Genomic DNA, 25899 nt, shown 5'->3' on the forward strand with positions numbered 1-25899 from the left:
ACGATGAACCCAATCCAGTTCTCGCAGCAGATAGAAGACAGATACTGTCATTACCTAAAGACGACTTTTTATTTCAAAGATCCCGCTTTCCGTGCATCCTTCGAAAAGGCGCTGAGATCAGGGCATTTGAGCAAGGGACCGTACCTTGAAGCCACTCCGGTCTTCAGACGTGGTCAGACGCCGCGAGCCTTATTCCCAAGCCTCCTCGGATTTCAGCCCGATGATGGATTCCTGAAGGCAGTGCATGGCGACAGGCCACTCTACCAGCACCAAGAACAAGCGATCCAAAGCGTTCTCAACGGGCGCAATGTAGTTGTTGCCACTGGCACGGGAAGCGGTAAGACTGAATCCTTTCTTTATCCGATCTTGCTCCATCTCTACCAGGAATTCCGAAAGGGCAAGTTACGCGAGGGTGTGCGTGCGCTCATTCTCTATCCGATGAATGCTCTGGCTAATGACCAGCGCGAACGTCTCGGGGAGATCTGTAAACGGCTTAAGGAGGTCAATTCGCCTTTCCGGTTTACCTTCGGGCAGTACATCGGAGAAACACCAGAAGATGAGAGTGACTCGCAACGCCAAGCGCGGGATCACATCGCAGAGCGGGACCAAAAGGGTCACTCCATAGTTGAAGACGGGCATGTGGTCCACGGGGAACTTGTCCTTCGGTCCGAGATGCGGAAGAGACTACCCCATATTCTCCTTACCAACTACTCAATGCTTGAATATCTGTTACTCCGACCTGACGACAGCCCACTCTTTGACAACGGACGAGCTCGGTGGTGGACCTTTCTGGTGCTGGATGAAGCGCATCAATACCGCGGTTCCCGTGGCATTGAGATGGCGATGCTTCTGCGACGCCTTAAACAGAGGCTGAGAGAAGGTGGCCGCTCGGAACCGTTCCGATGCATTGCCACAAGTGCAACACTAGGTGGTGGAGAAAGAGATAGAGCCGCAGTAGCCAAGTTCGCTTCAGACCTGTTCGGTGAAGAATTCCGTGAGGAGAACGTGATTCTCGGGGAGAGTGAACCGATCCCCGAACCAAGCCCAGAAAGCCTCTCCCCTGGTGATTATCAGTTTCTTGCACAGGTGCTTCGCGAGGAAAATACAGAAGTCAGGAGCCGTCTTACCGAACTGGCGACTAAACTCGGTGTGTCACTCCCGAGCAACGAAGACCCGCCGAAAATTGTTGGGAGGCTCCTTCAGCGTGACAGCCGCGCAACGGCTCTCCGCCGCTTCATCACAGGCAACCCTGCCGAAGTTCAGGTGATTGCCGATCAAATCTTTGGGGACTTACCGCAGGAGAAGCGGGCGTCTGCTCTGTCCGAGTTAGTTGAACTTCTCTTACAGGCCAAGGACCCTTTGTCCGATGCGCCTCTTTTTTCTGCACGCTACCATCTATTCCTCAGATCACTCGAAGGCGCTTTTGTCTCCTACTGGCCTCAGAAAAAGGTCTTCCTTGATCGTAAGGCTGGGGATGAAAAGCACCCAGCCTTTGAAGTTGCGCTCTGTCGGGAGTGCGGTCAGCATTATTTTGTAGGCCAGAAAGATTTCAAGGGTGGCAGATTAGTGGAGGCGATTCGCGACCCAAGTGATGTAAATTTTGGGGCTACCTTCTTTCGGCCTATTGAGAATGGAGAAAATGAAGGTGAGGAAAACGAAGGTGGTAAGGCCAGCGACGAGCAGGTATTTCATCTTTGTGTGCGATGTGGTGAGGCGTGGCGAGAAAAACCGCGGTGTGGGCATGATAACTTAATCCGGGTAGTCAAGGAAGAATCCCCAACGGATGAAGATAGGGCAGACCAACTGGCGAAATGTGGTGCGTGCGGCTATAGCGCTGCTGGTCGCGATCCCGTGCGGGAAGTAGTGCATGGCACAGACGGTCCCCACGCCGTGATAGCCACGACCCTTTACCAAAATCTGCCGGAAAACCGGAAGAAAGTACTCGCCTTTGCCGACGGACGACAAGAAGCTGCATTCTTTGCCTGGTATCTGGAAGACTCGTATAGAGATATTCTGAGCCGAAATCTGATCCTGAAGGCAGTCCAACGGCTGAATCCTCACACCCAAGAGGGCTTGTCTTTGCGGGACTCGGCGGTGGGACTGCGTGATCTATTCCGGGAGAGGCAAGCATTCCCACCTGCTACAAGTGACCTAGAATTGCGTCGCGAGGCTTGGCTTAGACTCTACCGTGAGTTCCTCACCGATGAGCCAAGAATCTCCCTGGAAGGTGTTGGTCTGGTTCGGTGGTCGCTCAAATGGCCAGATTGGTTCAGGATTCCAGATGTTCTGACGAATCCTCCTTGGTCATTAAGCGAACGAGAAGCGCGCGACCTTGTGTTTGTATTGTTGGACACAATGAGAGCAGATAGGGCTGTCGAGGTGCGGACCGAAAGCGCTATCCCGCTCAGCTGGAAGGATCTCGATCTCCAGGCATCACAGATGCGATTTCGTATCGGAGATCCCAAAGGGAAGAAGGGCGTGCGCAGTTGGGATGGTAAGAGAGGGAAACGCGCCCGGTTCTTGGCTAAACTTCTCATGAGGCTGCAAAACGGTGTTTCGGAACAAGAAACCATCGAGAAAGCTGTGGAGGCTTTGAGGTCAATATGGGAAACGTTACAGCAGTGTGACGCTACTGTCTCTTCGAATGACCGCTTATTGCTCGCGGTGGATGATGCTCGAAGGCTGAATCCTGATTGGTGGAGACTCCATCTCATCACCGATAACGACACAATTTTTCAATGTGACACGTGCGGCCGTCTCCAGGCGGTCTCGGTCCGCGGGGTCTGTCCAAGGCATCATTGCCCTGGAACGCTCAAAGAGGTTCGGGTGACCGATTTGGAACCCAACCACTATCGGCTCCTCTATACGGAGGACTTGCCAGGTTCCTTACGTGTAGAAGAGCACACGGCGCAGCTTGATAAGGAAAAAGCCCGAGAATTTCAGCGGGAATTCAAGGAGGGAAAAATCCATGTCTTGAGTTGCTCCACGACCTTTGAATTGGGAGTGGACCTGGGCGACCTGGATACTATCTTTCTCCGCAATGTCCCTCCTGAGGCGTTCAACTACGCTCAGCGAGTGGGACGCGCCGGGCGCCGAAGTGGACACCCCGGATTTGCTATCACGTATTGTCGCCGTGGCCCCCACGACCTTTACCACTTTGCTGAACCTCAACGGATGCTGAGCGGTATGGTTCGGCCTCCTACCCTGAGCCTCCGAAACGAGAAGATTATCATCCGCCACATTGCCGCTGTCGCTTTATCTCGCTTTTTCCGAGCCTTTCCAGAAAGGTTCACGACCGTGGAGAAGTTATTCAAAGACCTGGAGCATCCATCTGGCGTTGCCGATTTCAAAGCCTTTCTCCACGAGCACCAGGCTGAACTGGAAAAATCTCTACGCGCGATTGTTCCATCGGATATGTTCCCTAAAGTTGGGTTGGACAGTGGACAGTGGGTTGAAAGGATTGCTGGAAAGATTACCAAAGATGTCGGTGGTACGATTGTGGAAGAAGAAAGTAGGCTCTCTCTTGCCGAAGCCGAGGTCTCGAGCGATTATAGGGGGGTGATAAAACTTGAAGAGGAAGCTCGCACGAACAGGGATTACAAAACGGCTGAATGGGCTCAGAAGAGAGCCAACACTTTCGCTGGCGAAGATGCCCTTTCCTTCCTCTCACGTAAAGCAGTTATTCCCAAGTATGGCTTCCCGGTAGATGTAGTTGAACTGGATACCCAAAGAACGCAGCAAAACCAGGAGGCATTTGAAGTCCTGCTCCAAAGAGACCTCAGCATAGCCATTGCCGAGTTCGCTCCTACCAGCAAGCTGATTGCGAACAAGAAGGTGTGGACTTCCTACGGGCTCAAACGAGTCGCCGAGAAGGAATGGCCACGTAAGTCCTATAGACGCTGCCCCGTACATAACATTTTCGTCGCGTGGAGCGAAGGCAAGCAGCCTGCTGTAGACGAATGTTGCAAGAGGATGGGAAAATTCAAGTATATTATCCCCCAATTTGGGTTTGTTACTGGCCGCGCGGAACCCGAGCAGCCAAAATCTCGGACCACAAGAGCATTTACAACGCGCCCTTATTTTGCGGGTTCGCTCGGCCCCGACCCTGGCACTATCGCTATGCCTCCGAATTCTCCGATAATCACGATGAGGAAGGCATCTCCGGGGTTGATGGTTGTATTGTGTGAGGGCCGATGTGGAGAGGGATTCTATATCTGCAAGGGATGTGGCGCCGGTTTCAGGAAATACGAAAGGGATCATAAGACCCCCTATGGACGGGATTGCCACGGAACACTTGATCTGGTCTCGCTTGGGCACGAGTTTGAGACCGATGTGTTGCAACTTCAGTTTCATCCAAAACCCGAGAAAGATATTGAGCCTGTTTGGTTTGCCTACTCGCTTGCCTACGCTCTGGTCGAAGGGGCGGCGGAGGTTTTAGAAGTACCCTCCACTGACCTAAACGCAACGGTGGCTCATGGTGAGAAAGACTCTGTGCCTCCGATCATTCTATACGACAACGTGCCAGGAGGAGCAGGCCTTGTCGCACGACTCGAGGAGGAAAGAGTTTTGAGAGAGAGCTTGGAAGCGGCGCGGGCGAGAGTACGCGGCAACTGTGGCTGTGACGAAGACACTAGTTGCTACGGATGTTTGAGAAGTTACAGAAACCAGTTTGCTCATCAGCACCTCCGACGAGGGTCGGTACTCCAATACTTGGATGCACTCTTGAAAGAATGAAATCCAAATAGGCTTAATCGAATCGAGAAAAATTAACAACAAGAAGAATATTCTACAGAGAGATATAGACACATACAAACAGAGGATCTTATGAACAAGAACTAGGTCGATATTGTTATGAGATCTATTTTCATAGAGAGACTGAATTCATCTTCAACTAGTTCTAGCGGATAAATGCGAGGATACTTCGTGCAAGTGGTGGCGAATGAGCATACTGGGTATTCACCGAGGTAGTGGCGTCATATTCCGTCAATTTTCAAGAATATGGCTAATTCGCTCCAGCTCCTAGTTCCGGTTTTGTACAGCGAGCAAAAATTGGTAAATCAGCAGCGTTTTTTGGTGAGTGGTTAATCAGACAAACATATGGAGCTTAGCCACGGCTCACCAACGGAGTTGTCACGAAATGGCATGGAATGTCGGGAGTTGGATCAGTCACGCCTTGCGCCGGCGAGGGGGAAGTCGGGTCAAAGCTCTGGCAGGATAGAGTGTAAATTGAAACACGGATTGATCCGAATCAAAATTGCTAAATTGGCGACATTAATTGGCAGATGAAGTGTGACCACCCAGTTTACCCTGGCTTCCTCAGTCCAATGATCATTCGTGAATCCTGAATGTACCGAGAATTGCTTTTCTGATTACCGCTATTTGCCAAACGGGCCGGAACATGGTAACGTATAGTCACTCTGTACATCCATTTTCACTCAAAGGTGGCGCAAAAAGCGGCGCAGCAAGATACGGAGGCCTGCGGCAGGGAGAGGAGGGCTTTGCCGGAAATGATTGGTGAGGGAGATGTTATGCCGCATAGTTCCTCACCCTGCCGCATAGTGTACAATTGTCCACGGGAGTGTATCGGAATCGAACCGACTGAGGGCGTTGTTCACACCCTCCACGGGTTTTGAAGACCCGGGCCCGCACCAGCGGTGCAAACACTCCCATCGTGCCCTCCTCTACTAGTGAGTTATAAAGCGGCCTCGTCATCGTCAGCCGGTCAAGATCGGAAAGTGACAGGGCGGAAAAGTCACCGCTCAAAACACCCGACGGACCCCACCAGCCCTCAATCATTTTTGTCAGTAGATTGTCACAACGTCGCAGTGGGTAATCTTCACCAGTTCCTGGATGGTTTTTGTCCGGTGATTGTCACAACACCGAGGCGGTGCCTGCTCCCCTCCGTGGACTCACTGACGTGTCGGGAGGGATTATGGGGAAAAGAGGATTTACAAATCGGATTTGCGGCCTATACTATACTTAGCCTTCCGAAGTAATGGCCGTGGCGTGGCGTGCTGCGGCTCAGTCCTCCCTGCCGGGACAGAAGAGTGAGTTGTCGATCTTCTGTCCGTCTCATCGCGGTGAAGGAGTGCGATCCATGCGTCATCTACGTTGGCTAGCGGCTCTGGCGGCCAGTTGGGGATGTTGGCTTCCGGCCTGGGGGCAGAACGCGGATTTTGAACGAGAGCCGATCTCGTACCGAACGGCGCCGGCGGACAATGTGGTGACAGCCCTGCAAAGCCGGTTGGATCGCGGGGAAGTCCGGTTGAAGTGGAGCGAGGAGCACGGGTATCTGCCGTCGCTGCTCGAGGCGCTGGGAGTGCCGAAAAGCTCGCAGGTGCTGGTGTTTTCCAAGACGAGCTTGCAGCGGGAGCGGATCGGCCCGAAGACGCCGCGAGCGATTTACTTCAACGATGATGTGTACATTGGATATTGCCTGGGCGGGGAGGTCATGGAGGTGTCGGCGGTGGATCCGCAGTTGGGTACAGTGTTTTACACGCTCGATCAAGTGCCGGAGGAGAAGCCGCGCTTCTTTCGGCAGCGGGACAATTGTCTGAGCTGCCATGCCTCCTCCGCGACGGGGGGCGTGCCGGGGCATCTGGTCCGTTCTGTCTTTCCCGATCGCCGGGGTCTGCCGATTCTGTCGCTGGGCAGCTACCGCACCGATCACACCAGTCCTTTGGAGGAGCGCTGGGGCGGGTGGTATGTCACAGGCCGCCACGGCCGGCTGATGCACATGGGGAACTGGATCGTGGAGAACAAACAGGAGGCGGAACTGTCGGCGAACCAGAAGGGGCAGAACATCACGGACCTGCGCCCCTTTTTCACCGTGGGGCGGTATCTGACGCCGCATAGCGACATCGTGGCGCTTCTGGTGCTGGAGCATCAGGTGGAGTGCCACAATCGGCTCACCAAGGCGCTGCTGGAGACGCGGCTGGCCCTACATTACGAGCAGACGCTGAACCGGGAGCTGGGGGAACCAGCGGGGAAACAGTGGGAAAGCGCCCGGCGGCGCATCCAGACAGCGGGAGAGCAGTTGCTGGAGTATCTACTCTTTAGTAAGCAGGCCACCTGGACGGAACCGATCCAGGGCACCTCTTCCTTCGCCGAGGAGTTTGCCGCCCGTGGTCCGTTCGATCGCCAGGGCCGCTCGCTGCGGCAATTCGATCTGAACCGCCGCCTGTTCCGCTATCCGTGCAGTTATCTGATCTACTCGCGGGCCTTCCGGGAGCTGCCGCCGGAGGTGAAAGGGTACGTCCTGCGGCGCTTGCAGGAGGTGCTCAGCGGGGCGGATACCTCGGCTCGCTTTGCCCATCTGACGGCGGCAGAGCGGCGCGCCATCCATGAGATACTCCAGGACACGCTGCCCGACTACGCCGCCCTCGCCACCACAAAGCCGAAGTGAGATGTTCCCGTGGCATAAACACCCTGACTGCCCCAAAGCCGATGGGAGCTGCGGGGTAGACACCATGATCCCGGTTCAACAAAAGTCGATAACCGCTCGTCGAGAAAGAAGGGCTAACAGTTGGGTAACAGGCCGAGTTCCGCAAGGAGGACAGCGGAATTAGCCGTCACCGATAGGTCTGGGCAATGCCGGTGCCTTTGCAGGGGAGTTCGTTTCTACGCCTAGACCGTCACGGATAGACCCTTCAGTAAGAAAAATGAGAGAATCTAATGGAACGACCAATAGCAGCAATTGGTCAAAGTATTTTCGTTAATTTTGAATATTCAGCCTAACATAGAGAAGATATCAAAATAATCAAGCAGGTTGTTGACATTCGGCGCCATCTCGTTCAAAATCCAGGAAGGGTAGGAACGAATTACCTGAGCACTGGGCCAATTGGTTCAAAAACAGCGTTCGTCGTCGGCTGGCGGAAGCCGAAGGAAGTCAGCTCTCCTTGCTGAGTAGGGAAGGCTGCCCTCGGAAGGGAAGTTACCGTGGGGGGGAAGCTCCGAGCAGGACGAGGGGGAGGTTCACGCCATGATCCGCAGTCACGGTTATTTTCGGTGGGTGGGACTGGGGGTGTTGTGCGTGGCAGTCTGGGGGCTGGCCCAAGCGCAGCCGCCGCTACCGCCTGACAGGCAGGCAGACGATACCGTCCCTCTGACGAGTCACAGCGTAATCCTCAACGACGTGCCGGTTTCGGACGGCAAACAGACGTATCGGGTGCGGCTCCAGTACATTCCGCTTTCCGGGTCGAACAAGGTCGTGGTTTTCCCCGTCTGGGTCATCACCGAGGTGCAGGTAGACGATGGGAAAGGCGGCTGGCAGCCCCTGGGGGTGGAGGAGAAATTGCCGGCAGCAGCAGGCGAGCGGCGGCCTAAGCTACGCGTCGTCCTCAAAAATCTGATGGCTCAAAGTAAGGCACAAGATCAGATTATCGAGCGGGTGCGCCAGGAGGTGGCCAAAAAGTACAAGATTTCAGATGCCGTCATCCTGGAACCGCGGGTGAATGCTAACGGTTTGCGGGTCCAATTACGGGTGCCGCGAGCAGGGGAGAAGATCGATTGGGTGATCAGTCCGGAGGTCCCCTTGTCACGAACCGCGCTGGAAGAGGAGGGGGATCGGGTGGTTATCGAGTTGGAAGGGGAACGGCTGCGGGCCATGGCCTCCGAAGAAGTGCGCTGGGCTGACGTGCGGCTGGAAGTGCTGGGGCCGTTGCACGCCCGCCTGGAAACGCAGATGCTCCAGGCCAACGTGCGAGTGGTGGAAGAGCAGTTGGCTCATCTACGCAATCGCTTGCGCCCCGCGGATCGCTCCCTGGGTGAACCGCAGGTCTTGTTATTGCCCTCGCTAGCCAGCGGGCAGAGCCAGCAATCGGAGCTGCACCGCCTCTTGTGGCAGCAATTTACCCTGGAAGTGAAAACCCGCGCAGGCGTGGAAACCGAACACGTCCGTTACATACTGGAAAAGCTGCTAGATCGGTCTTTCGAGCGGATGAACGCGGGAAGCTTGGATGAGCAGAAAGTCGTCTCCGTGCTGCTCAACCAGCAGGTGGCGCTCACAGGAGCCATGGGGGAGATTCGCAAATTGGCGCGCTCGGAAGGGAAAGAACGGGAGCAGCAGGTCGAGAAGCTGGTCAAGCAGTTCCGGGCGGCCCAGCAGGGCCAGAAGGTCGAACTGGGCGGATCCGTCCGGATATTCTCGTTTGCCACGTCAGGGCATGTGGCGGAGGAACATACGCAGGGGCAGGCGGCGAGCGACGAACAGTTGCAGAAACAATTGCACCGCCTCCTCGATCAATTGCAGGAACACTTTGAGGGTAAAGTGCCCGTGCTGCCGGCCCTGCGGTTAGATCAGGACAGCCTGGCTCAGAGCCGCAAACAGTTGGAAGGGGAGATCAAAAGCAGTCAATTTACAACAGCCTGGATTACCCACCGCTGGCCGGAATTACGCCTGACCGTCCCGCGCGTTAGCGATAATTTGGCCGACTTGATCAAAGAGGCAGCCGAAGGAGAAGAACTGGTGTTGGCCGCCCAGCAGTATGTGCTGGAAAAAGGGATCGTGGTGGACAAGTCGTTGATCATCCGCGGGGCAGGGGCGGACAAAACCGTGATCGTGGTCAAAGGCGGGGAGTATGGGCTGAAGTTCCGCGGTAATTGCCGCTGGGAGTTGCACGGGGTGTCGGTGGAATACGTGGGAAGTGGGGCGGCGCATGGAGTGGTGGCCGACAGCGGGGTGATTCGGATCGAAAATTGCCGCTTCAGCGGCGCCAAGTGGAATCAGCAGGCGCAGCAGGGCGGAGACGGAGTGTGGCTAACCGGTACGGTCCGAGCACAGATGAGCAAATGTATCTGCAAAGACAATGAGTTGTGTGGCATACGGGTGTCTGATCAAGCGCAGGTGACGCTGGAGGGGAACACGTGTGAGGGGAATAAGTGGAGTGGCATCGCCTTTGGTGACAAGTCGGGTGGGACAGCGAGGAACAATACCTGTAGCAAGAATGAGCAGAACGGTATTTACGCAGGAGGCGAGTCGCAGCCGGTGTTGGAGGGGAACACGTGTGAGGGGAATAAGTGGCCTGGCATAGCTTTTGGCGACAAGTCGGGTGGGACGGCGAGGAACAATACCTGTAGCAGGAATGAGGGGCACGGTATTTACGCAGGAGGCGAGTCGCAGCCGGTGTTGGAGGGGAACACGTGTGAGGGGAATAAGGGGTGTGGCATCGCCTTTTTTGACAAGTCGGGTGGGACAGCGAGGAACAATACCTGTAGCAAGAATGAGAAGCACGGTATTTACGCAGGAGGCGAGTCGCAGCCGGTGTTGGAGGGGAACACGTGTGAGGGGAATAAGGAGTGTGGCATCGCCTTTTTTGACAAGTCGGGTGGGACAGCGAGGAACAATACCTGTGGCAAGAATGAGAAGCACGGTATTTACGCAGAAGGCGAGTCGCAGCCGGTGTTGGAGGGGAACAGGTGTGAGGGGAATAAGGGTAGTGGCATCGCCTTTGTTGGCAAGTCGGGTGGGACGGCGAGGAACAATACCTGTAGCAAGAATGAGCAGCGCGGTATCCTCGTATTTGGCGAGTCGCAGCCGGTGGTGGAGGGGAACACGTGTGAGGGGAATAAGTGGAGTGGCATCGCCTTTGTTGGCAAGTCGGGTGGGACGGCGAGGAACAATATCTGTGGCAAGAATGAGAAGCACGGTATTTACGCAGAAGGCCAGTCGCAGCCGGTGTTGGAGGGGAACAGGTGTGAGGGGAATAAGTGGAGTGGCGTCGCCTTTTTTGGCAAGTCGGGTGGGACGGCGAGGAACAATACCTGTAGCAGGAATGAGCAGCACGGTATCCTCGTATTTGGCCAGTCGCAGCCGGTGTTGGAGGGGAACACGTGTGAGGGGAATAAGTGGCCTGGCATAGCTTTTGGCGACAAGTCGGGTGGGACAGCGAGGAAGAATATCTGCCGCAATAACGGTGGACGTGACATCTACGTCGCCAATACGGCTAAGCCGAAGATTGAGGACTGAATGGCCAGGGGTTAGGCAGGGAACACCGAGGGCGGGAAGTTCGGCGCTGGCCCCCCGGCTTATGCTTTGTCTTTTCCAGCCGGTGTCGGTCGATGGTCATTCCTGGCGCAGATGAGCTATCCTCTCTGGCGTTTGGGAGTTCATTCCTTCAGGTCGTTTTCGGTGAAGAGGGTGAAGCCCTGGGCGCGTAGGGCGGCGGCGCCCCCTTCAAAGTCGTCCACATACACGGCGATAGCACCGGCCCGCTGCGGCCCGACCCCCGATAAGAGCGGATACATGTAGCAGATGTTGATCTCGGCGTTGACGAGGGCCTTGGTGATGGTCAAAAGCGGATGTTTGTCCTCCGGCAGTTGCACCACGAGCAGGTCGCTTTCGGTGAAGGGAATTTTCGCCGATTTGAGGATTTCGTAGCCGCGCTCGTAGTCGCTGGGTACCAGGCGGATGATGGCACAGTCGGCGGTTTCCACCACGGTGAGGGACACGACGCGGATGTCGGTCTTTTCAAAGCGGCGGACCAGATCGAGCAAAGCTCCCAGGCGGTTGGCCAGGAAGATGTTGAACTGCCGGACGCTCGGCCAATCCCGCCCGCGTGAGGTGTCCAGATCGTAAGTGACGCCGGATTCTTCCCCTTGTTGCATAAACTCCTCCCTGGGTTGGTGTGAGCGCTGCCTTGGACCGGATCACGGGGAGCCGGAGGCCTCTTCGCGCCCCTCGGCGGTCGGCAGAGGGCGCAGGCGCTGCAATTCACTTTGCAATTGCCGCAACTTTTCTTCGAGAGCCAGACGGGCCTGGCGCTCCTCTTCCGCTTGCTGTTGGGCTTGGATGGCTTTGCGGTGTTCTTCTTCGGCGCGTTGTTGGGCTTGGATGGCTTTGCGGTGTTCTTCTTCGGCGCGTTGTTGGGCTTGGATGGCTCTGTGGTGTTCCTCCAGGGCGCGGCGGCGTTCGGCCTCGGCTTGCTCCAGGGCTTGCTGGGCGCGCTGCCGTTCCTGATCGCGCTGCTCCCGCAAGTCAGGAATGCGCTGGCCCTGCTCATCGGCACACCAGACGCGGTCTCCTTCGACCTGAAGCCACAAGCGCAATGGCTCGACCCACAACCCTTGGGGCTGGAGGGGGACCGGAACGTACCCTTCCGGCGTCGCCCGATAGGCCAGCAGCCGCAGGCTGGGGTGATCCTCATCCCCCATGTGGTCCACAATGATGTACCAGGGGATGCCAGCGCGGTAGTAATGGTCCACTTTCTTCGTCAGGTCGGTGTCGCGCGTGCTGGGTGAAGTCACTTCGATGGCCAACACCGGCTGCGCGCCGATGTCCCAGACGGAAAGCGTGCCCCGATGCGGATTCCACGGCTGGCTGACCTGATCGAACAGGATCAAGTCCGGACCGTAAGCCCCCAACTCCGGCGAGTCCCACAGCACGCGATGGTCGCACAGGAGCAGCTTCTCCGGCTGGTCGGCGATGCGATCCTCGATCACCGCCTGGAGGTAGCGCACATCGCGATCGTGGGCGGCATTGTGCACGATGAAGTCCCCCTCCTGCGGATGCAGAATGTCCTCCTCGGTGAGGGGCACTTGCTCGATGACCTTCCCCTGCGGTGTCTGGCGGGTGACATAACGCCAGCCGTAGAAGAAGGGATCGGTTTGCGGCGTGGATCGCGCGGATGTCGAGGCCCTTTGTCCAGCCATGATCCCCTCCAGCAGGTCGAGAACTTCCTTCCTCCAGTCTAACCCGCCAAGCTCCGGCATGACAAGAGGATGCGGACAAGGGGGGCGGAAATTAGTTGACTTTTGTACATTTAGTAGGCATACTGGGATAGAGCGCCTGCGCAAGGCTGGTCCGTTCGGAGTTGCGAGGCCGAGCGGATCGCTAGGCCGGAGGGAAGGGAGCGGCCTTCTCCCGCTGTTCTGGCAGGGCGGTTTCAGGGAACCCAGGAGGAAACAGGCAATGGATGAAAGGGACGAGCTGGAGATGGACGAGGACATGCTGGAGGAAGAGATCGAGGTGGAGGAAGAGGAGGCGGAGGAGGGGGAAGCCGAGGCGTCCGAGTCCGCCGAGCTATGGGAACTGGACGAGGTGGACTGTTTATGGCCGTGGGAGCGGTGGCAATCCGCCCTAGACCCTGGGCATTTTTTGCAGCGGTGTTTGCTGGAGGTGGACGGCGGGGCGTGGAACTGGGGCTGGGTCCACGAGGAGGTCCAGGAATTTCTCAGTTGCTATTCGCATGCTCTGGTGGCATTGCCGCGGGACCACGGCAAGACGACGCAGGTGTGCGGGCGGTTGGTTTGGGAGTTGGGGCGGAGTTCGGAATTGCGGATCAAGGTGGTCTGCGCGACGGAAGGGATCGCGACGGAGCGGGGCCGGTTGCTGCGGGAGTGGCTGGAGCGGGAGGAGGGTCCGCGAGTCGAGGTGTTTCCCGATTTGCGTCCGGCCCATCCCTGGCGGAGCCGAACGTTGCAAGTGGAGCGGTGGACGCGGGTGCTGGGTCCAAGTGTGTCCACTTTCGGCGTGGGGGGTGGGAGCACGGGGACGCGGGCGGACCTGTTGGTGTGCGACGACATTGTGGATGTGCGGGCGATTCGCAGCCGGGTCGTGCGGGAATGGGTGTGCAGCTATTTTCACGAGAATCTGCTCAATCTACTGGAGCCGGAGGGGCGCTGCTGGCTGCTGTTCACGCCGTGGCATCGGGATGATCTGGGGGCACGCTTGCAGAAGAGCCTGATGTACGGCCTGTTGCGTCGGGCGGTCACGCATGCCTTTGAGCCGGTCTGGCCGGGGCGGTGGGATTCCCAGCGATTGCAAGCCCGGCGGCTCGAAGTGGGTAACACCGCGTTTGGCCGTGGCTACCGCCTGGTGCCCATTCCCGAAGGAGAGACGCTCCTGCGCGCGGAGTGGGTGCGCTACTGGGAGGAACCGGCCCCGTTGGAACAGGTGATCCTGGCGGTAGACCCAGCGGTGAGCCGATCGGAGGCGGCGGATCGCTCGGCGCTGGTGGTCCTGGGACGGGTACGGCGGCACGATCCCCATCTGCCCTGGAGCGAAGGGGTAGAAGTCCGTGTATTGGCCTGCACCGCCCGGCGCGTGGATGCCCCCGGCTTGCTGCAACTGCTGGATCAGTGGGACCAGCAATGGCATCCTTCGGTCATCTTGTTCGAGTCCAATGCCGCCTTCGCCGGACTGCGCGACCTCATGGTGCAGCACTCCCTCTTCGGGGGCCGCCTCAAAAGCATCGTTCACCATGCGGACAAGGCCTCTCGCTTCGCCGCCTTCAGCGTGGCAGTGGAAAACGGCATCTTCCGCCTCCAGGGGGACGGCCACGGCCAGCCGGTAATCACCCAACGGGAACTCTACGACGAGATGATCTCCTTCCCCTGCGGGGAATACGACGATCTCCTCGATGCCGCCGCTATGGGATGCAGCTATCTGCTCCACCGGCCAGAACCCCGCTGCTGGGTCTAGAGGGCGGAGGGGATGGGCTAGAGGCGGCGGAGAGGCCGGCGAGAGCAGGCGCAAACCCAGGGAAAAGACAGCAGAAGAGGGAAGTTCACGGAGGAAGAGTCTGGATCTGAGACGGGATGAGGGAACCCTGCGCGGAGGGCTATGCCATGCCATTGTCGCCGATCACGATTCGCTATCCCCTACGGCCGGTGCGGCGATCGTTGTGGACGAACCAGGTACTCGATTTGTTCGGCCTGGAAGAAGAGGAGGGGCCGTACACGGTGGCGGAGGAAGTGTCGCTGGATGTCCGGCCGGGGGATATTGTGCTGTTTACGGGGGGAAGCGGTTCGGGCAAGTCGTCGCTGTTGCGGGCGGCGGGGGAACAGTTGGGAGCGATCGACGCCTGGGGTGTGGAGTTGCCGGCGGTGCCGCTTATCGAGGCGGTGGCGGGCGCCACGTTGACAGAGCGGCTGGAGTGGTTCAGCGGCTGCGGCTTGGCCGAGGCCCGCCTGTTGTTGCGCTGTCCGGGGGAGTTGTCGGAGGGCCAGCGCTATCGCTTCCGCTTGGCGTTGGGGTTGTGTCGGGCGATCGAACAGGCGCGGAGTGCAGGCCGCGATGCCTGGCTGATGGCAGACGAGTTCACGGCTACGCTGGATCGCCTGAGTGCCAAGGTGACGGCGTACAATCTGGCGAAGCTGGCCCGGCGGCAACAGGCCGGCCTATTGCTGGCTACAACGCATGAGGACGTGATCGAAGACCTGCAACCGGACCTGCTGGTTCAGTGCGAAGCAGGGGGCGTGATGCGCGTGGAGCGCCGGAGGGAGCAAAGGCGCCGCCACATTTCTTTTGCCCCGGAGTTGTGGCTTTCAGACGGTACCGTGCGCGACTGGCCGTACTTCGCACGGTGGCATTATCGGAGCCACCATCTCGGCTGCGTCCGGCGCGTGACCTTGCTCTGGCATGGCCAGCGGCCCATCGGGATTTGCGTCTTCAGTGCTCCCGCCGCCTCCTTGCATTGGCGCAACCGCTGGTTCGGCCTGCATCAGCCGCGTTCCCGCCTGGTCTTGCAAGCCCTTAATGCCCAGCTCTGGCTGCTCCAGCGGATCGTGCTGCATCCGGACTATCGGGGCGCCGGGATTGCCGCCGCCTTCGTGCGGCGTGCCTGCCAGCTTTGTCCCGTGGACTGGATTGAGACGCTCTCCGCCCTGGGCCACGCCGCGGGGGCTTTTTTTGAAAAAGCCGGCTTCGTGCGGGTCGGAGTGGTCCGGCATTCCCACCGGGGAGATGCTGCCGCCATCTATGGCCGAGGCGCCCGCCTCAGTGCCGAAAGCCGCCGCAAAAGCCGCTTCAGCTATCCCATCTATTACATCTTTGACAATCGCCGCCGGTCCGAACACGAAGACCTCCCGTTTTCCCCTCCGCTGTCTGCTCCCCCGGTTTCGTCCTCCAGTCCCCAGCCAGATTCTGCGACCGCTACTCCCCCTGATGCGACCCAGCCGCCCCGGATTGATCCCCGCCGGACGTGTCCTGCCGAAAGCAGTTCCACCGCAAGCGGTGCTTCCGAATGAGCTGGGGAATCGGACTGTTTTTGAGCCGCTTCGGCGTGACAGCTCCTCTGCCGGATGGTATAATCTCCCTATCGCTCGCCGCGCTTTTGCCTGCCTCTGCGGCGGCCCAACTTTCCCACCCCTGCTGTGCCTCTATCCCTCGCTGCCGATTTGGGGGAGGCGCAGTCCTCAGGATGCGACATCATGAACCACGCTGCCAAAATGATCGTGGCCTCCGTTTTTTCCCAAGTTCTCTGGACGTGGCGAAGACTCCGGCTGAGGCGATGCGGCTCTTGTTCCGCAGTGCTGCTGTTGCTGGGGGCGGAAGCGCTGCTCCTGAGGGCAGCGGAGAACTCCCGTGAGCAGTTCGAAGAGCAAGCGGTGCAGCGCTATGCCGAACGCTGGCACAAGCAGAGCACGTCTCCCCGTGCCCGTTGGTACCGGGAGATGCAAGCGGCGTTTGCCGGCAAAGCGGTGAATCCGCAGAAGGAGGAGGATTTCCAGCAGTGGTTCGAGCTATTGGCGGGCGGGGCGGAGCAGTGGCGGCGCTCCCAGGCTCCCACCCCGCAACTGGCGGAACTATTCGATCAGGTGTGTCAGCGGCTGGAGTTGGGACCGGTTCCCTCCGTGAACCGGGAGGAGTTTCTGCGCTACGTTCGACGGGTCCTCTGGCGGGACGGAGGCCGAGCGGAAGACCTGCCGGATATGGACAGCGAGGCGGACCGCGTCTTCCGCGTACTCGATCAGGATGCCGACGGAGTCCTCGACGTGACGGAAATGACCACGGCCTTGCGCCAGCAGCGCAGCAGCACCGATGTGGATGGCAATGGCCGGATCGACCGCACCGAATACCGCCGCTACTTCTTACAACGGGTGACGGCCGTGACGCAATCCCTCCAAGCCAAGGCCGGTGCCGGAAGCGAGCGCGAAGGCAAAGCAGCGAGCGCCCCTCTCGTGCCGCCCTGGTTCCGAGAATGGGACCGCGATGAGGACGGTCAGCTCGCCCTGCACGAGTGGCTCAAGGCCGGCCAGCCGTTGGAGCTGTTCCAGCAGATGGATGGCGACGGCGATCACCTGCTGACTCTGGCGGAATACCTTCGCTCCACCCGCGCTCCGAACAAATCCGCAGGCGAGGGTTTGCCGCTTCCCTTGACTGGCGGCATCAAAAAGGAGCCGCCGCTGCCGGCGGGGCCAGGCCGCCCGCCCGGCAGCCTCAAGCCCTGATTATTCCCTCCTGGCTCGCCTCTCTTTTCTAGCAAGTTCCAACAAGCACCCGTGCGGACTGCGCCCGCGATGGGAGGCCTACTCCTGGGGGAAACTGGGCAGGGGCTTCCCATGCATTTATGGGAGTTGAGGCTTTTTCGCCATCGTGTAGGACTTCCGCCGTCGCGGGGAGGGGTGTGGGCGGGACGATTTTTGCTTCGAGGGCCGGAAGTCGAGCGGTTCAGAGGCCCAGGTGGTGCTGAAGTTTGCGGATGGCTTTGTATTTTTCGTCGCTGATGCGGGCCGGTGTAGTGCCCAATTCGCGGGCGATGTCGGGCACTTTCCAGCCGTCGGCTACCAGTTGCAGCACCCGTTGCTGGCGGGGCGTGAGCAGATGCAAGGCCTGTTGGGCGAGGAATTCGCGCTCCTCCTGGGGGAGGAGCAGGGGGGCAGGGGCGCTCAGATCGGCAGGCAGGGCTTGCAGCTTCCGTTCCCGCTGGACCCGCTTGCGCACGGTGTCGATAGCTCGGAGGAACTCCCGGCGCTCCTGCGTATCCTCCGCGTCGAGGACGCTGGTCCAGCCTTCCGCGCCGAGACGTTCCAGCAGGCGGACGAACACTTCGTGGGTGCAATCTTCCCAACGGTCGGCTGGCAGACGGGCATTGCGCCAGCAGGCCTGGCAGTATTTGCTGATGTCCGTGACCACCTGCGGTGGCGGGGAAGCTCGCGCCGCCGGGGTGCTGGCCAAGGCCCCCAGCACCATGGCTGCCATCATCATCCGGCGCGAACCGGACGATTCCCCGTGTGATCGAGCCATACCCTTCCTCCTGTGTGATGAATGCCGGGCGTTCCCTTCCTCGGCTTGTTCCCATTATATCCGGACCACTTGGGGGGTACATCTCGCTCTGGGGCCGGGTTCGTTTTCGGTGGGTTTGCTGGGTTCGTTGGCGTCCGATGCGTCGGCTTCCGTCTGGCAACCTTGGCGGATGTCGTGGGCCGTCGGTCACTTTCGGATTCCATCAAGCCAGTCAGGACCGCTGTTTGGAAGCGGGGTCAGCGGGTTCCCCCTGCGGAAGGGGATGAGGCGGGGGCGGGAAACGGCAGGCGCTGGAGCAGATGCACCATTTCCAGAGCGGCGAGGGCAGCTTCCGCCCCTTTGTTGCCCGCCTTGCCGCCGGCGCGATCCAGGGCTTGTTCCAGGGTCTCGCAGGTGAGGACGCCGAAGCCGATGGGAATGCCGCGGTCCAGAGCGATGCGGGCGATGCCTTGAGCGGCGGCACTGGCCACGTATTCGTAATGGTCCGTTTGGCCGCGCAGGACGCACCCCAGGCAGATGAGAGCTGCATAGCGCCCCGACCGGGCCAGGTGCAAGGCCGCTAGAGGAATCTCCCAGGCGCCGGGAACGCGGACGAGGTCGATCCGTTCCGGACCGATGCCGTGCTGCCGCAGGGCTTCCTGCGCTCCGCCAATGAGGCGGTCCACCACCAGATCGTTGAAGCGGGCAGCGATCAGGGCGAAGCGGCCCTCCAGGGGGGTCAATTCCCCCTCGTAGCGTGTGAGCGTACCAGGCGCGGGAGCGGAAAAGCCGGAGGCAGACATGGCGGGGAGATTCACCTCGTGCAGGCCAAAGGGGCGGGAGATTCACCTCAAGTCTGAAGGAAACGCGACCAGCCTTAGGACTCAGGAAACGTGACCAGCCTGAGAGACCAGGCGGGCCGCCTATCGCGGCAGCGGTCAAGGTCAACTGGTGACGCTGTTGAGGAACTCCTCGTTGGTCTTGTGCTTGCTCAGTTGTTTCAGGAGCAATTCCATGCCTTCGACCGGATTCATGTCGGCCAGGGCGCGGTGAAGGATGTAGATCAGGCGCATCTCCTCCTCGCTGCGGAGCAGCTCTTCCTTACGTGTGCCGGAGCGCTTGATGTCGATGGCCGGATAGACGCGGCGATCGACCAGGCGGCGGTCCAGGTGGATTTCCATGTTTCCGGTCCCTTTGAACTCCTCGAAGATGACTTCATCCATGCGGGAGCCGGTGTCGATGAGGGCGGTGGCCAGAATGGTCAGGCTGCCGCCTTCTTCGAGGTTGCGGGCCGCGCCGAAGAAGCGTTTGGGTTTGTGCAGGGCGGTGGCTTCCAGTCCGCCGGAGAGCAGCTTGCCATTGCCCGGCGCCAGGGCGTTGTAGGCGCGGGCTAGCCGCGTGATCGAATCGAGCAGGATGACCACGTCGTTGCCGTACTCCACGAGGCGCTTGGCCTTTTCGATCACCATTTCGCTGACCTGGACGTGGCGGTCCGGCGGTTCGTCGAAGGTGCTGGAGATGACCTCGACGCGCGGCCCGATGACCGTGCGGCTCATGTCCGTGACTTCTTCCGGGCGCTCGTCGATGAGCAGGACGATGACGTAGCACTCCGGGTGATTGTGAATGATGGCGTTGGCGATCTTCTGGAGCAGGATGGTTTTGCCCGTGCGGGGCGGCGCGACGATCAGCCCCCGCTGTCCTTTACCGATCGGCGTGATCAGATCAATGATGCGGGTGCTCAGCTCCTGGGGCGTGGTTTCCAGTTTGAACCGTTCCGTGGGATGGAGGGGGGTGAGGTCTTCAAAGACGGCCTTCTGGGCCAGCAGATCGGGGGCCTGGTAGTTGACCGCCTCGATGCGCAGGAGGGCGAAGTAGCGCTCATTTTCCTTGGGGGGGCGGGTCTGGCCGGCGACAATGGTGCCGGTGCGCAAGCCAAAACGGCGAATCTGCGACGGGGAAACGTAGATGTCGTCCGGGCAGGGGAGGTAGTTATAGTCCGGGCTGCGCAGGAAGCCGAAACCATCGGGCAGCACTTCCAGCGTGCCTTCCCCGAACATCAGACCGTTGGCCTTGGTCAGCTCTTTGAGGATGCGGTACACCAGGTCCTGCTTTTTCAACCCGATGTATTCCTCGCGGGGCAGGCCGATCTCGCGAGCCGTTTTGTGCAACTGCGGGATCGTCATGTGTTGCAGTTCGCTGATGTAGGTATTGCCCCGCTTGATCTGCTCGAAACGGGAATTGGTTTCGGCGTCGAAGCCGTACTCATTCGGATCGATCGGGGGGATGACGGGTGGCGCGGCCGTTTCCGTTCCTGCGGCGGCAGAGTGAGGAGACCCAGCGGTTTCCGTTCCTGCGGTAGCGGAAGGAGAAGAAGGGCCAGTGGCATCCAAAGGGGAGGAAACCATACCCGTTGGCTCCGGGAGTGCGGTGGCGGACCGATCGGCTGCCCCAGCAGCCTCGGCGTTTTCGGGCGAAGCGGGAGCTGCCTCAGGGTGTGAGGAAAGGGCTGCTGCGGGGGCGAAAGAGGCCAGCTCGGCGTGATCGCCGTTGGTGGGGGTTGGAGCGGGGAGAGCCGTCGCTGGGACAGCGGGGGCCGGCAGGGCTGGGGCCGGTGCTGCCGGTGTTTCCGTGGAGGGCGGAGCGGCGTCCATGATGCCCGCGGCGAACTCTTCGGGATTGACGGTCAGCCGGGCACGGGCAGGAGGGGCCGCCGCGCTGCTGTTTTCCGCCGGGATAGCAGGCGGGGATGGCGGATCTCCCGCCGCACGGCTGCGGGCACGGGTACGCACAGATTTCGCAGATTCCGAATGCGTCTCGGACATGGTCAACCTCTCAGTGGCGGGTAGGTTACGATCCGTCGCATCAAGCCGGTCGGGGCGGGAGGCGTGGCCGCGCTCCAGGGAACGCACCCGACGCTGGAAAGATAGCAGCCCCCATCCTGCGGGCTGAAGAATGTCTCTGAGGAATAACCTTAGCTACTCGCTGGCTCGCGGCTAGTGCTCCCGGAGCCGCCATTGCTCAAACCCCAGGTTTGCAGCAGGCAATCGACTTGCCGCTGTAAGTCCTCCCGATCGCCGTGATTGTGGAGGATAGCGTGGGCGGCGGCACGCTTGCGTTCGGGGGGCCATTGGGCGGCTTCTCGGCCCGCGATCTCGGCTTGGGTCCAACCGCTGCGCTGAACCAGCCGGGCTTGGCGCAGCGGCGCCGGCGCATCCACATAGATAATCCGATCCACTTCCTGGTTCCATCCCGCTTCCAGAAGCACGGCGGCATCCACCACCACGAAGCGAAAGCGGGGGTCCTGCTGAGCTTGGGCGATCTGCTCGCGCAGCCTTTGCTCTATGTAGGGAAACACCAATTGCTCCAGAGCGTTCCGCTGCGCCGGGTCGGCGAAGACGATGCGTCCCAAGGCCCGGCGGTCCAGGCTGCCGTCCGGGCGGACGAGGTCCGAACCCCAGCGCTGGATCACCGCGGCGCGGATGGCCGGTTGCCGCAGGGCCTCATGGCCGAGAGCGTCTCCGTCGATGATCGCTCCGCCGCGCCGGGCGAAACACTCGGCCGCGGTGCTCTTCCCCGCTCCCAGCGGACCGACCAGGGCCAGGATCGGCTTGTGCGTCTCTCCTCGCGGCGGAGGCGGGGCCAGCACCAGCAACTCCGTCGACCCTGCGCTTGGAGCCGCCGTGCTTCCCTCAGGATGCTCCATCCTTCCATTCCTCCACATCCAGCCAATTCGGCCCGACGGCCACATCCACTTGCAGCGGTACCTCCAGGGGCAGGGCGGTGCTCATCTGATGCCGGACCATCTCGGCCACTGCCGGTACCTCCTGGGGCGGCGCTTCCAAAACCAGTTCATCGTGCACCGTCAGCAGCAGTTTGGCCTGCCAGCCGCGCTCCTGCAACTGGCGGTACACCGCCACCATGGCCGTCTTGAGCAGGTCAGCCGCCGTGCCCTGGATCGGCATATTGATCGCTTCCCGCTCCGCCGGCGACCGCTGACGATAGTCCGAATCGGGCCGGATAGCATCCGGGTGAAAATGCCGTTTGCGGCCGAGCAACGTGGTGACTGTTCCCGTCGTGTGGGCCTGTTCCAGCACGCGCTTCTGATACTCCAGGACGCGCGGATAGCGCTGGAAGTAAGCGTCGATGAAGGCCTGAGCTTGCTCCCGCGGAATACTCAAGCGGTTGGACAGTCCGGCAGCGCTCATGCCGTAGATGACGCCGAAGTTGACCGTCTTGGCCATCGCCCGCTGCTGCTTGCTGACCTGCTCGATCGGGACGTGGAAAATTTCGGCAGCCACGGCGGCGTGAACGTCCAATCCTTCGGCGAAGGCCCGGCGCAGGGTCGGATCACCGCTGAAATGGGCCAGCAGGCGTAATTCGATCTGGGAGTAGTCGGCACTGATGAGCTGCCAGCCAGGCCGGGGTAGAAACGCCTTGCGGAGTTGAGCGCCCCGCTCGCTCCGTGCCGGAATGTTCTGCACATTGGGGTCGCTGGAGCTGAGCCGGCCCGTTTCGGTCGCCGTTTGATGGAACGAAGTGTGAATACGCCCCGTGCGCGGATGCACCAATTGCGGCAGCACATCCACATACGTGTTCTTGAGCTTCGCCAGTTGCCGGTACTCGATGAGCTTTTTCGGCAGCACGTGTCCTTCCGCTGCCAATCGCTCCAGTGTCTCCTGATCTGTACTTGGTTCGTTCTTAATCCCTGTGCGGCGGTACACCGGCAGCTTCAACTCTTCGTAAAGAACTTTCTGCAGCTCCCGCAGCGAGTTGATCGAGAAAGAGTGCCCCGCGAGTTGGTGAATTTCCGCTTCCAATTGAGCCAACTCCTCGGCCATCGCCACGCTGAGCGACTGCAAAAAGGGAACGTCCAGGCAGATGCCTGTCAGTTCCATATCGGCCAAGACGGTGATGAGGGGGATTTCCAGCTCGGTGTAGAGGCGGTCCAACCCCTGCTGGCGCAATTGGCCTTCCAGCAGTTCCGTGAGCCGCCAGGCGGCATCGGCATCTTCGCAGGCGTAATCCCGGACTTGGGCCGCCGGGACGCGGTCCAGTGTGGGGGGCTTGCCCGATTTCTTCCCTCCGGTGTGGATCAGAGCACTCAGGGGAATGTTGCGATGGTGCAGGTACTGTTCGCTCAGTTCATCCAGGCCGTGGCTGCGCGCACCGGGTTGTAACAGATAATGAGCGAGCATAGAGTCGCCTGCGATGCCCGCCAGACGGACGCCATTCGCCCAGAGCACTTCCAGATCGAACTTGATATTGTGGTTAACCTTGGCGATGGCGGGGTCTTCCAGGATGGGCCGCAGGGCTTCGCGCACCTTGTCGGCAGGAAGATGGGCTTCGCCGGGAGGGGCCTGCACGGGCAGATAATAGGCCTGCCCCGCCTGCCAGCAGATGGCGTACCCCACGATCGGATCGCTGAGGGGGTCCAGCCCGCGGGTTTCCAGGTCAAGGGCGAAGCGGCTTTGCGAGCGCAACAGACGCAGAAAGCGCTGGAATTGCTGCGGCGTGTGCACCAGGTGATAGTCGGCGTAGCTCCAGGTGTCGCCAGGGATCGGCGGGGGGAGTTCCTCCGCTTCGGGGAACAATTCGCCTTGCGAGGCTGCGGCGGTTTGACGATGTGCACGTTTAGTGGTCTTTTTTCCAGATGCCGAGGAGGCTGCTGGCGAGGGGCGCGGGGTGTCTTCCGTCGCCGGGGTCTCGAAGAGAACAGGTTGGGTCCTGCCGGCGGGCGGGGAGGCAGAGGCCGCTGCGGGGGATGAAGCTGCGCTGGCTTCCGCGGCCAGCATCTTACGGACCCGTTCGGCCAAGGTACGGAACCCCAACTCGTGAAAAATATCCAGCAGGCGGGGATAATCCCAGCGCTGGCGCCGCCACTGCGCCCAGTCGCATTGTAAAGGAACGTGGCGATCCAGCGTCACCAACTGGCGGCTGCGCTGAAGGGTGCCATCTTCGGCTGCCTGGCGCAAAGCCGCCCGCAACTTGGGACTGCCGGGCAGTTCGTCCAGATGGGCGAGGATGTTTTCCAGAGTGCCGAACTGCTGCAACCACCGCGCCGCTGTCTTCGGGCCGACACCGGGAACTCCCGGCACGTTATCCGAGGGGTCTCCTGTCAAAGCCAGATAGTCGATCACCTGTTCCGGACGGATGCCCCATTCCCTCTCCAGAGTGGCGGCATCGATGATCTCTTCTTCCCCTTTGCGGCGCAGATGCAGAATCTGAATATGCTCGCTGATCAACTGGCGGCAATCTTTGTCGGCGGTACAGAGGAACACATGCAAACCCCGCTCCTGCGCCTGGGTGGCTACTGTCGCCAGAATGTCATCGGCCTCATAGCCCGGATAGCGCAGTTGAGGAATATGCATTGCTTCCAGAATCTGATAGATGATCGGTTCCTGGAGCAGTAAATCCGGCGGAGGGGGAGGACGATGGGCTTTGTAATTCGGGTCGATCGCCTCGCGGAAGGTCGGCTCCGCGCTGTCCATCGCCGCCAGTAGGTAGTCCGCCCCTTGTTCATAGAAACGGATCAAAGTCCGCGTGACTCCGAAGACAGCATTCGTTGGCCGGCCATCCGGGGCTGTCATCGGCCCGACACCATAAAACATCTGATAAATCAAGCCGTGAGTGTCGAGCAGATACATGGTGCCAGCAGCGGTCTTCTCGGCTGGCTTCCCTGTTTGGGCCATCGACTAGCCCTCATCTCTCCATGACGGTGCAGGAAACTTCTCGGACTTGACAGTACATCCTCTCTGCAAGACTTTTCAAGAAGACTCTCTCGAATTCGGGCCAAGGATAAGATCGCGGTCGATGAGGGGGAGATCCAGGGTCGCCGCTAAGGGGCCAATTTCTCCTTACCTCCCACTTGCCGGGAATAGCCAAGCGATTGCCCCCTCCGAAACGCTCACCACTGTAGCTCTTCGGGACGTTGCACCCGCAACAAGGACAACAACATCCCCCGCAACCGCTCCACGTCCCCCACACCCCGCACCTTCGCCTCCACTTCCCCCGGCACCTCCCCAAATCGCTCTCGATACACCAACAACACATTCTCCTGCAACGCCAACACCTGACCCTCCACCCGGCCTTCGTCCAAAATCCGCCGATAGGTCGATGACTCTTTCATCCCTTGAGCCTCCGCAAACCACCGGGCTATCTCCACCCCATCATACAACAAACCCAACAAAATGTAAGCCCCGTCCAACAACGCCGTCGCCCGCTCCCGATCCGCCACCTCCCGCTCCACCCGCCGAATGAACCGCCGCGTCCACTCCTCCACCCGCTCCCGTACCGACTCCGTCAGCAGCCCCAACATCGCCGCCCCCAACGGACCCTCCAACAACGCCTCCCCCGGCAACTCCCACACCCGCACCACATCATACTCGAACCGCAAATACACCTGCCCCTGAATGTCCCGATATTCGAGGAGGCCGCAGGAGGCGGGGGGTTCCACCCGGCGATGGAGCAACAGCACCACACTGCGAACCGGCAGGCGTCGCTGACCCCGCAGAAAGACGTTGTACTCCAGCATTCGCTGGGGGAGGTCGGATTCCCAACTGGACTGGATTTCGAGATGGAGGAGGTGGTTTTGGGGGTATCGGAGGCGGAAGACTCTGTCGGGGAAGCGTTGGATGGTGGCGAGGGCGGGATCGAGTTTTTCGGGTTCGATGGGCGGGGTGAGGTGGAGTTGGGGGGCGAGGGCGGCGAGCCAGTCCTGGGCACAGTGTTCGAGGAGGATGCGGGTCACCGTGTCGTACTCGCCGGCCATCGGGTTTCTCCGGGGAGGTGGGAGGGGTTGGGGTTGGCGGTGTGCTGGTGTGGTGCCGGTTGGGGGAGCAGCGCCATTACCGCCGTTCGAGTCTTGCCGGAAGTGTAACCGATGGGAGATGGTGGCGCTAGACCGCTGGGGAGGCGGGCGAACAAGGAGATGAGAGGCGGCTGCAAGGGGGTGGGTA

The 25899-nt window shown here is 60.1% G+C and carries 14 protein-coding genes and 1 tRNA gene; 6 read left to right on the plus strand and 9 right to left on the minus strand.

Going from position 1 to position 25899, the window contains the following annotated elements; genetic code table 11:
• The first annotated feature begins 3 nt into the window (after window positions 1-3).
• Entirely contained in the window at window positions 4-4734 is a 4731-nt protein-coding gene (locus H0921_RS10965) for a DEAD/DEAH box helicase (protein WP_194538127.1), read from the plus strand.
• A gap of 839 nt (window positions 4735-5573) precedes the next feature.
• Here the strand turns inward: H0921_RS10965 and H0921_RS10970 are convergent.
• Window positions 5574-5668: transfer RNA gene (locus tag H0921_RS10970), tRNA-Sec, on the minus strand.
• 429 nt (window positions 5669-6097) lie between these two features.
• On the opposite strand from H0921_RS10970, the gene H0921_RS10975 reads away from it, so the two are divergent.
• On the plus strand, window positions 6098-7405 hold the full coding sequence (locus tag H0921_RS10975) for a hypothetical protein (RefSeq protein ID WP_194538128.1): 1308 nt from the start codon (window positions 6098-6100) through the stop codon (window positions 7403-7405).
• A 576-nt stretch (window positions 7406-7981) separates the two neighbouring features.
• On the plus strand, window positions 7982-10966 hold the full coding sequence (locus tag H0921_RS10980; protein WP_194538129.1) for a right-handed parallel beta-helix repeat-containing protein: 2985 nt from the start codon (window positions 7982-7984) through the stop codon (window positions 10964-10966).
• 140 nt (window positions 10967-11106) lie between these two features.
• On the opposite strand, the gene H0921_RS10985 is transcribed toward H0921_RS10980, so the two are convergent.
• Window positions 11107-11604 (minus strand): acetolactate synthase, encoded by a 498-nt coding sequence (locus H0921_RS10985; protein ID WP_194538130.1) that lies wholly within the window; start codon window positions 11602-11604, stop codon window positions 11107-11109.
• A gap of 42 nt (window positions 11605-11646) precedes the next feature.
• Window positions 11647-12648: a Uma2 family endonuclease gene (locus H0921_RS10990; protein ID WP_194538131.1), complete on the minus strand. Its 1002-nt coding sequence runs from the start codon at window positions 12646-12648 to the stop codon at window positions 11647-11649.
• A 259-nt stretch (window positions 12649-12907) separates the two neighbouring features.
• Here H0921_RS10990 and H0921_RS10995 point away from each other — a divergent pair, with 259 nt between their 5' ends.
• From H0921_RS10995 to H0921_RS11005, 3 genes are all read left to right on the plus strand, one after another.
• A complete protein-coding gene (locus tag H0921_RS10995) occupies window positions 12908-14419 on the plus strand; it encodes a hypothetical protein (RefSeq protein WP_194538132.1) in 1512 nt (503 codons plus the stop codon).
• A 146-nt stretch (window positions 14420-14565) separates the two neighbouring features.
• The gene (locus tag H0921_RS11000; RefSeq protein WP_194538133.1) at window positions 14566-15966 is read left to right on the plus strand and encodes a GNAT family N-acetyltransferase; all 1401 of its coding nucleotides are present in this window, start codon (window positions 14566-14568) and stop codon (window positions 15964-15966) included.
• Window positions 15967-16149: 183 nt separating this feature from the next.
• Window positions 16150-17169, plus strand: coding sequence for an EF-hand domain-containing protein (locus H0921_RS11005; protein ID WP_194538134.1), 1020 nt, complete (start codon window positions 16150-16152; stop codon window positions 17167-17169).
• Between the two features lie 220 nt (window positions 17170-17389).
• On the opposite strand, the gene H0921_RS11010 is transcribed toward H0921_RS11005, so the two are convergent.
• From H0921_RS11010 to H0921_RS11035, 6 genes are all read right to left on the minus strand, one after another.
• Window positions 17390-17965, minus strand: coding sequence for a sigma-70 family RNA polymerase sigma factor (locus H0921_RS11010; RefSeq protein ID WP_194538135.1), 576 nt, complete (start codon window positions 17963-17965; stop codon window positions 17390-17392).
• A gap of 236 nt (window positions 17966-18201) precedes the next feature.
• Complete coding sequence (ribH, locus tag H0921_RS11015) at window positions 18202-18747, minus strand: 6,7-dimethyl-8-ribityllumazine synthase (RefSeq protein ID WP_194538136.1); 546 nt, start codon at window positions 18745-18747, stop codon at window positions 18202-18204.
• A gap of 141 nt (window positions 18748-18888) precedes the next feature.
• A complete protein-coding gene (gene rho, locus H0921_RS11020) occupies window positions 18889-20349 on the minus strand; it encodes a transcription termination factor Rho (RefSeq protein WP_194538204.1) in 1461 nt (486 codons plus the stop codon).
• A 566-nt stretch (window positions 20350-20915) separates the two neighbouring features.
• Entirely contained in the window at window positions 20916-21647 is a 732-nt protein-coding gene (gene coaE / locus H0921_RS11025; RefSeq protein WP_194538137.1) for a dephospho-CoA kinase, read from the minus strand.
• The gene (gene polA / locus H0921_RS11030) at window positions 21634-24633 is read right to left on the minus strand and encodes a DNA polymerase I (RefSeq protein WP_194538138.1); all 3000 of its coding nucleotides are present in this window, start codon (window positions 24631-24633) and stop codon (window positions 21634-21636) included. The genes coaE and polA overlap by 14 nt, the downstream gene beginning before the upstream one ends.
• A gap of 215 nt (window positions 24634-24848) precedes the next feature.
• Entirely contained in the window at window positions 24849-25712 is an 864-nt protein-coding gene (locus tag H0921_RS11035) for an RpnC/YadD family protein (protein ID WP_194538139.1), read from the minus strand.
• Window positions 25713-25899: the final 187 nt, after the last annotated feature.

Origin of the sequence: Thermogemmata fonticola (assembly GCF_013694095.1) — a bacterium.
Taxonomy (GTDB): Bacteria; Planctomycetota; Planctomycetia; order Gemmatales; family Gemmataceae; genus Thermogemmata; species Thermogemmata fonticola.

What these genes read in the sequence shown, in the direction of transcription:
- H0921_RS11035 (WP_194538139.1), bottom strand. Translation starts at nt 25,712, where the DNA reads ATGGCCGGCGAGTACGACACGGTGACCCGCATCCTCCTCGAACACTGT.
- H0921_RS10985 (WP_194538130.1), bottom strand. Translation starts at nt 11,604, where the DNA reads ATGCAACAAGGGGAAGAATCCGGCGTCACTTACGATCTGGACACCTCA.
- coaE (WP_194538137.1), bottom strand. Translation starts at nt 21,647, where the DNA reads ATGGAGCATCCTGAGGGAAGCACGGCGGCTCCAAGCGCAGGGTCGACG.
- H0921_RS11010 (WP_194538135.1), bottom strand. Translation starts at nt 17,965, where the DNA reads ATGGCTCGATCACACGGGGAATCGTCCGGTTCGCGCCGGATGATGATG.
- H0921_RS10995 (WP_194538132.1), top strand. Translation starts at nt 12,908, where the DNA reads ATGGATGAAAGGGACGAGCTGGAGATGGACGAGGACATGCTGGAGGAA.
- H0921_RS10975 (WP_194538128.1), top strand. Translation starts at nt 6,098, where the DNA reads ATGCGTCATCTACGTTGGCTAGCGGCTCTGGCGGCCAGTTGGGGATGT.
- H0921_RS10965 (WP_194538127.1), top strand. Translation starts at nt 4, where the DNA reads ATGAACCCAATCCAGTTCTCGCAGCAGATAGAAGACAGATACTGTCAT.
- ribH (WP_194538136.1), bottom strand. Translation starts at nt 18,747, where the DNA reads ATGTCTGCCTCCGGCTTTTCCGCTCCCGCGCCTGGTACGCTCACACGC.
- rho (WP_194538204.1), bottom strand. Translation starts at nt 20,349, where the DNA reads ATGGTTTCCTCCCCTTTGGATGCCACTGGCCCTTCTTCTCCTTCCGCT.
- polA (WP_194538138.1), bottom strand. Translation starts at nt 24,633, where the DNA reads ATGGCCCAAACAGGGAAGCCAGCCGAGAAGACCGCTGCTGGCACCATG.
- H0921_RS11000 (WP_194538133.1), top strand. Translation starts at nt 14,566, where the DNA reads ATGCCATTGTCGCCGATCACGATTCGCTATCCCCTACGGCCGGTGCGG.
- H0921_RS11005 (WP_194538134.1), top strand. Translation starts at nt 16,150, where the DNA reads ATGAACCACGCTGCCAAAATGATCGTGGCCTCCGTTTTTTCCCAAGTT.
- H0921_RS10980 (WP_194538129.1), top strand. Translation starts at nt 7,982, where the DNA reads ATGATCCGCAGTCACGGTTATTTTCGGTGGGTGGGACTGGGGGTGTTG.
- H0921_RS10990 (WP_194538131.1), bottom strand. Translation starts at nt 12,648, where the DNA reads ATGGCTGGACAAAGGGCCTCGACATCCGCGCGATCCACGCCGCAAACC.